The organism is Microcoleus sp. C2D2 (assembly GCF_036702495.1).
In the GTDB taxonomy this organism is placed as follows: domain Bacteria; phylum Cyanobacteriota; class Cyanobacteriia; order Cyanobacteriales; family Microcoleaceae; genus Microcoleus.
The window spans coordinates 1-7,362 of record NZ_JAUBTO010000245.1; the positions used below are offsets into that span (position 1 = coordinate 1).

The 7,362-nt window shown below is 43.7% G+C and carries 4 protein-coding genes; all 4 read right to left on the reverse strand.

Annotated features, from left to right (window positions below; genetic code table 11):
- Positions 1–646 precede the first annotated feature (646 nt).
- On the reverse strand, positions 647–2,038 hold the full coding sequence (locus QUB61_RS36635; RefSeq protein ID WP_445300267.1) for an ATP-binding protein: 1,392 nt from the start codon (positions 2,036–2,038) through the stop codon (positions 647–649).
- Positions 2,039–2,192: 154 nt separating this feature from the next.
- Entirely contained in the window at positions 2,193–3,530 is a 1,338-nt protein-coding gene (locus QUB61_RS36640) for an ATP-binding protein (protein ID WP_333133564.1), read from the reverse strand.
- 53 nt (positions 3,531–3,583) lie between these two features.
- On the reverse strand, positions 3,584–3,967 hold the full coding sequence (locus QUB61_RS36645; RefSeq protein WP_333133565.1) for a response regulator: 384 nt from the start codon (positions 3,965–3,967) through the stop codon (positions 3,584–3,586).
- On the reverse strand, positions 3,964–6,903 hold the full coding sequence (locus QUB61_RS36650) for an ATP-binding protein (RefSeq protein ID WP_333133566.1): 2,940 nt from the start codon (positions 6,901–6,903) through the stop codon (positions 3,964–3,966). Before QUB61_RS36650 ends, QUB61_RS36645 begins: the two co-directional genes overlap by 4 nt.
- Positions 6,904–7,362: the final 459 nt, after the last annotated feature.

Here is a 7,362-nt window from a genome sequence, read left to right on the forward strand (position 1 = left end):
ATTAGTCATTAGTCATTAGTCATTAGTCATTAGTCATTAGTCATTAGTCATTAGTCATTAGTCATTAGTCATTAGTTCAAAACTTACGCAACTGGCACATGGTGAGGGCGCGATCGCGTGCTCACGCCCTTACCCATCACCTTAACCAGTCCGGGGCACTTACAAGTTGACAAACGACTCCAAATCTACTATTGACTTTCACTCCCGCTGAGTGTGATGCCGGAGGCTACCGCGACCAAAGGCGTAAATTTCCCCCCATTAATTCGCACAACGAATAAGCTTGACTTTTCTTTTACTGATTTTGCGTTCTTTGAGCCAGTTTAAAAAGCCAGTACCGCGTCCTTCGCCGCCTTTTTTCTCTCTATCTCTGACAACTCGGAGGATCTGTCCCCGCTAGATATCTGTTTGCCGATCGAAGCCATCGCATACTTTCCCAGCATTGTCAAGCGGTTATTAAAAATCAAACTCGGGAAGCTCGGAGTCTTCAGGATCTGGCAATTATTAAGTTGAGGTCGGTGAGGCGATTGAGGTCTTCGGCTAGATCCTTCGGTGTTTGGGAGACTTCAGACATTACAGAGAAATTGGGGAAGTGCGATCGCGATCTTAGATTTTACTAGACTTTACCCTGATTTTTATTTAATTCCCCTTAACTCGCCTTCATCTGTACCCGAGCGCTCTGCTTAATCGGAATCTCAATCACAAATTCTGCACCTCTATCTGCCTGCGAAAAACACTTCAAATCTCCGCCGTGCTTCTCCACCACAATCTGATAGCTGATCGATAATCCCAAGCCAGTGCCATCACCCAGAGGTTTAGTTGTGAAAAAAGGATTAAACAGCCGATTTCTTACATCGCTTGTCATCCCCGGCCCATTATCTTTAAAACTGATTCTTACCCACTCGCCATTCAGCATAGAAGTAGCAATCGTAATCGTCCTAGGCTCGTTTTTAATTTGCTCCGGGCTACTTTCTCGATCGTAGTGATTCAAGGCATAAATGGCATTGCTTAGCAAATTCATAAATACCTGATTCAACTGACCCGCATAACATTCTATTTTGGGCAAATCTCCGTATTCTTGAATAACTTGAATAGACGCAGAATTCGGCTTAGCCTTGAGCTGACTCTGCAAAATCACTAGAGTGCTATCGATTCCCTCGTGAATATTAACCGGTTTCATCTCAGCTTCGTCTAGGCGCGAGAAGTTCCGCAACGTCAGCACAATCTGACGGATACGTTCTGCCCCCAATTTCATCGAATACAGCATTTTAGGCATATCCTCTTGGATAAATTCCAGCTCTATTTGCTTAATTAAAGCTTCGATTTCAGGGTATTTATGGGCATCGTGCTGCTGGTAAAGCGCGATCAAACTCAATAGCTGATGAGTGTAATCATTGACATAAGTTAAGTTGCCATAGATGAAGTTAACGGGATTATTAATTTCGTGGGCAATACCTGCAATTAGTTGTCCTAAGCTCGACATTTTCTCATTCTGAATAAGCTGAGATTGGGTGCGCTGTAAATTTTGCAGTGCCAGTTCTAGTTGGATAGCTTTTTCTCGCTCTCGCGCTTCCGATTGCCGCAATTTATCCTCTCTTTCTTGGCGGGCGCGCTCGTTTTCCTTAAGCTGTTGCACATGGCATAATGTTTTGTTAATTGTAATTTCTAAATCCTGAAAATCTATAGGCTTAGTCAAAAAATCAAAGGCCCCGCCGTTCATTGCCTTTCTGATATTTGCCAAGTCGCCATAGGCAGATATAACTACTGTTTTGACCCGAGTAACTAGCTCGTTAAGTTTCGCCAGCAAAGCCATACCATCCATGACTGGCATATTAATGTCTGTCAGTACAATATCTATATCCGGCTGCTCTCGCAAAGTTGAAAGCGCTTCTACGCCATTGTGTGCAAAAAAAACTTGGTATTCTCCTGTGCGGATCTTTTTTCTAAATTTCTGGCAAATTAAAGATTCTAAATCTGCCTCGTCATCCACAAATAATATTTTAGCTGGCATAGTGCAAGCCATTTCGGTCGTAGGCGACATTTTTTGAACTCCTGGGATTCATTAACTTATCCGAGTAATTTTTATCTACTTTACGTCCTATTATAGATGATTTCAGGAGTAATGAAAAGGCTGATTTCTACAATGGCAAACCGGATGGCTGGAATAGGCTCTGAGTTTGATAGAAGTCGATTGATTAGCTAAGGTCGAGTGCCGCCCTAGTTTGTCTGATGGGAATTTCAATCCAGAACTCTGCTCCCTGCCCCTCCTCTGAAAAACACTTCAATGCGCCCCCATGCTTCTCCACTATAATTTGGTAGCTGATATAGAGACCCAAACCAGTACCTTCACCTAGAGGCTTAGTAGTAAAAAATGGTTCATAAATACGGTCTTTCACGTCGGCGGTCATTCCCCGCCCATTGTCCCGAATTTGAATGACGATACGGGAGTTTTCCTCTAGCAGAACAGTGCGAATAGTCATGGCGAGTTGGCGAGCGAAGATGTCATCTAGTGACCGTTGTTTGTTGTACTCATTCAAAGCATCAATCGCATTTGAAAGAATGTTAATAAACACCTGGTTGAGTTCTCCAGCATAGCATTCCACTAAAGGCAGATTGCTGTACTCCTCGAGCACTTGAATCTCTGGACGCGCTGTCGTTGCTTGAAGTCGATTATGCAAAATTAGCAGGCTGCTTTGGAGTCCTTCGTGAATATCAACAGACTTTATGTTAGCTTCATCCAGCCTTGAGAAGTTACGCAAAGACAAAACAATCTTGTGAATGCGGTCAACACCCCCTTTCATTGAAACCAGAATGTGGGGTAAATCTGCTATCATAAATTCCAAATCCATGGCTTCGATTTCAGTTTGAATCTCAGAACAGGGAGGAGTGTACTGCTGCTGATAGAGATGCAGCAGGTGCAGTAGGTTTTGGATATAATCACTGACGTGGCTGATATTGCCGTAGATAAAGTTGGCGGGGTTGTTGATTTCATGAGCAATCCCCGCAACCAGTTGACCCAAAGAAGACATTTTTGCAGTCTGAATCAGTTGAGCTTGGGTATTTTTTAGCTCTTGCAGACTTTGTTGTAAATCCTGAGCTTGTTCTCTAGCGCGAGCTTCTGATTGCCGCAAATGCTGGTTTTCTTTGAGCTCTTGCACCTCGCGCAGCGTTTTGTTGAGGGTAATTTCTAAATCCTGAAAATCTATCGGCTTGGTTAGAAAGTCAAAAGCACCGAAGTTCATCGCATTTCTTATATTTCTCATGTCGCCATAAGCTGATATAACTACTGTTTTGAGGGGAATATCTATCTGATTAAGTCTAGAGAGTAAAGTCAGGCCATCCATTTCAGGCATATTAAGATCCGTCACTACCATATCTAGATCCGGGTGTTCTTTCAATTTTTCCAGGGCTTCTACGCCATTATGAGCAAAAACAAGCTGCCATCCTGGGGTGCGGATATGTTTTTTAAATTTTTGGCAAATCAGAAATTCTAAATCAAGCTCGTCATCCACAAATAGTATTTTAATTGGCATCTTTTTATCCTATAAGTTTTGTGTATGCAAGTTGTTTTATTTTTATTTCTAAGCTAATTGTGGCTCCTCCATATTGTGAATATTTTTTCTTTTAATTCGTCAAAATTAACGGGCTTCATAATATAGCCATCAGCTCCATAGTCCATAGCGGTTTGGTAATTTTTATCGTCTCCATAAGCGGTAATCATGAAAACTTTTAGATTGGGAAATTTTTCTTTGATAAGCTTCAGCAGTTCTAGCCCATTCATCCCAGGCATATTAATATCCGATAATATCAAGACAATAGACGCTTTATCCTGGGTTTCTAAGTAGTTTAAAGCTGCCTCTGCCGACAGGGCAAAATAAAATTGAATTTGCCCTGCTTTGATTTCTTTTCTAAATTTTTGCTTGAACAGTGACTGGATATCTTCTTCGTCGTCTACCACCATTATTTTCATTTTTTTAACTCCTTAACTTCCCCTACTTTTTTGGGCAAGGTGATTATAAACTCTGTGTAACTTCCTACTTCTGTTTCGACTTTTAGTTCTCCACGATGTTGCTGGACGATAACATCGTGGCTGATAGAAAGACCTAGACCAGTACCTTCCCCAGCAGGCTTTGTAGTAAAAAAGGGATTGAAAATTTTATCGAGTACATCGGGCGTCATACCCGCGCCGTTATCGCGAATGCGAATTTCAACCGCCGAGGCCAGATTTCGAGTTCTGACATCAAGCTGGGGTGAAAATTCTTCTCCCATTTCTTGTTTCTTTTTATGGGCTGCATAGCAAGCATTGTTAATAATGTTAAGAAAAACCCTGGCAATGTCTTGTGGCACGACCTCTACTTCGCCAATGTCATTGTCACAGTCGGTTTGTATGGTAATGTTAAAATTAGCTTCCTTCGCTCGCATCCCGTGATAGGCTAGATTGATATATTCGGCTAATAAACTATTTATATCTGTAGCTTCCCAGTGACCGCTTTGTCCCCTCGAATGCAAAAGCATATTGCCAACGATTTTGTCGGCTCTTTGACCGTGTTGATGGATTTTTTTAAGATTAGCTGTGAGATCGGTTAATAGCTCAGCAATATACTCACTTGTTTCTGGTTCTAACCGTTCAGTTTGATTTTCAATTTCTTGCAAAAGTTCTTCGGTTAATTCTGCAGAAACTTCTGAAAAATTATTAACAAAGTTTAAGGGGTTTCTGATTTCGTGGGCAATCCCTGCGGTTAAACTGCCCAGAGAAGCTAGTTTTTCTTGGACAACAATCTGATTTTGCATCGCTCTGAGATTTGCTTCTATCCGCTGGCGCTCTTCAATCTCATTCTGCAATTGCTGCACAGTATGGGTGAGTTGAGATGTACGATTATCGACTTTGATTTCTAGTTCCTCATTAGCTTTTTGTAGGGCTTCTTGGGCTTGCTTGCGATCGGTGATATCGCGCACGATCGCCACATATTCTTGCAGATCCTGATTGGAAAGGGAAGCGTCTTGGGAAAATCGGTCTGAGATGGCAACCTCCAGAATGCGCGAACTACCATCAGGCAGCTTGAAAGTTTGTTCGCTGCGACTGAGCCACTGCTCTGGCTGAGCCCCTAATCCCGGCAATAATTTGTTCAGGTAAGACCCCATTAGCCTAGTAGAATCTATTCCGAAGACGCTTTCAGCAGCGGGATTAGTTTGACGAATTATACCCTTTTCATCCAGCACTACAATAGCATCTAGGGCAATGGTAAAGAGCTGTTCTGCTCCCTCTCTTGCTTCATCCATTGAGACGACTTGCGGTAAACTCGTCCAACAGGCAACGGCCACCCCAATAAAAGCAACTGTCACGAGTAGCACTACCAATAAATTCAAGCCAACAGTAGAGTTAGCATATAATTTGAAGCCAAAAATCCAGCCGATAGTAACAGCGCTGACGATCAGTAAGATTAAAACTACAACCTGAGACGCTACAAAATCTGGGATTTTGCCCTGGCTGCTGTTGCGGTAAAGCCGAATCCACCACGATGGATGGAAAGGGGCAAAGGCAATGCGACTCATCCCTGCCTCCACTGCTAAAACGGCAAGGGGAAAAAACAGCCCAATGATAAAGTCTTGCCAGCCCCAAGCCAAGCCTCCCACCACCAGAACCACCGCATCTACTACGAAAAAGCCCAGGGACCACCAAGGCCACCGAACTTCTGGACTACCCCGTCGCAGCCACAGTGATAGATGGAATATTGTCAGGCAGACAACCAAGCCAACATTAGTAATCGCCACAAGCCGAGGCACATTTCCCCAAGCTAGACAAATTAAACTGAGAACCAAAACTAAGACAAGCCCAAATCCAAATACACCCCGTCGGGATACAACTGCGAATGTTGGCGAAATATGTCCGTCTACCGCAAGTTGGTACAACATCCGGGGGCAGTTGGAAACAATAGTCGCGCAACTCAGAAGACAGCTAGCGACTACCAGAAAGGTGACGAGGGTGGGAACCCAAGGCCCCCACAATACCTGACAGGCCGCTAATACATTTAAGAATATGTCATCTTTCAGACTCGGTTCGGTGGCCAAGCGCATCAGTACCCAGGAACCTGCCAAAATAACAGGCAGCATCCCCAGTGCGGAAGTTTTGAGAAACTGCAAGGTTTTAGTAGGGTTGCGGCTATCGGCTACGAAACTGGCGGCGGAGTCACAGCAGTAGAAGATGTATGTACCAAAGTAAAACCACTTAGCCCAGTCAATAAAGGTGAATTGTGGCCAAGTGGCGGGGAAAAAGCCAGGACTGTTTGGGGAAAAAGCTAACCAGAATAGACCATGAATGGAAAAAACGGATAATACGCCGACTGTCGGCAACACAAAAAAGGCGTGCAGAATACTTAAGGCGCGGGTGCCGCTGAATGTCAAAATGAAGGGTAGGAGCGTGAAGGTAATATTTAGTAAGGCTTCAGGACAGCTAAAACCTAAACTATTGAGGTTAACTTTGATGAGCTGCGTCAGTACGATCGCAGAAATTGGCAGTGTTGCTACCCAGCTTAAAAAGTATCCGATCGCCGTATAGCTTCCCAGACCAGGATAATTTTTCAGCATTCGAGCCGTATAGTTGGGCGTTCCCCCAGCCATGTCTGGGAAATACTCGCCGATGCGTTTTACCTGTAGGTTGAGCATCATACCCATGATGATACCGGGCAACCAGACGAAGATGGCGCCTTGTCCCATCCCTGCCTGGATGACTGTGGCGATAGTAAACCAATTGGCGTGACCGGTGAGCCCAAAACCCCAAGTTTCTAAAGCACTCAGGCTTCGGGGCAGCCGCATGAGCTTGCGCCTATTCAGATTTTCTCTTAAGGAAGGCTGAGTTGGTTCTGAGTGGTAGCCGTTTTCCGGCTGGTGTCGGATGTCTGTCGCCATCAGTTTTACCTCTTATTTTGGGGATTTTTCTGTCGCGACCCTGATTTTCTTCAGCTTGAGAGATTTTAACTTTTTTCCGTTAAGCATTTTTGCTAGTCTTAACTTGTGGCAAAGCTCCCTTTCCCAGTAAACCATGAAAATCTATCTCAATCCATCTTTAATATAACCAGGACTTACGCAACTGCCACATATCCGTGTACCAGCACCCTAAAATTACCCAATAAACATCAGAAGATCGGGAATTTTTAGTGGCTCAATTCAATGATTTGATAGAAGCTTGTGTTTAATTTGATATATTATTTGACGAGTTTTATCGGCTCAACTTTTGAGCGCCAACCCCACACCAGTTGATGGCAAGCAATAGGATTTCTTTGAATTCTAGCTTGACAAGCGAATTTCAAAGGTGGTACCCGCCACGTGATTTATCCGTGGAATCAATCCAAAATCGCAAATCGAAAA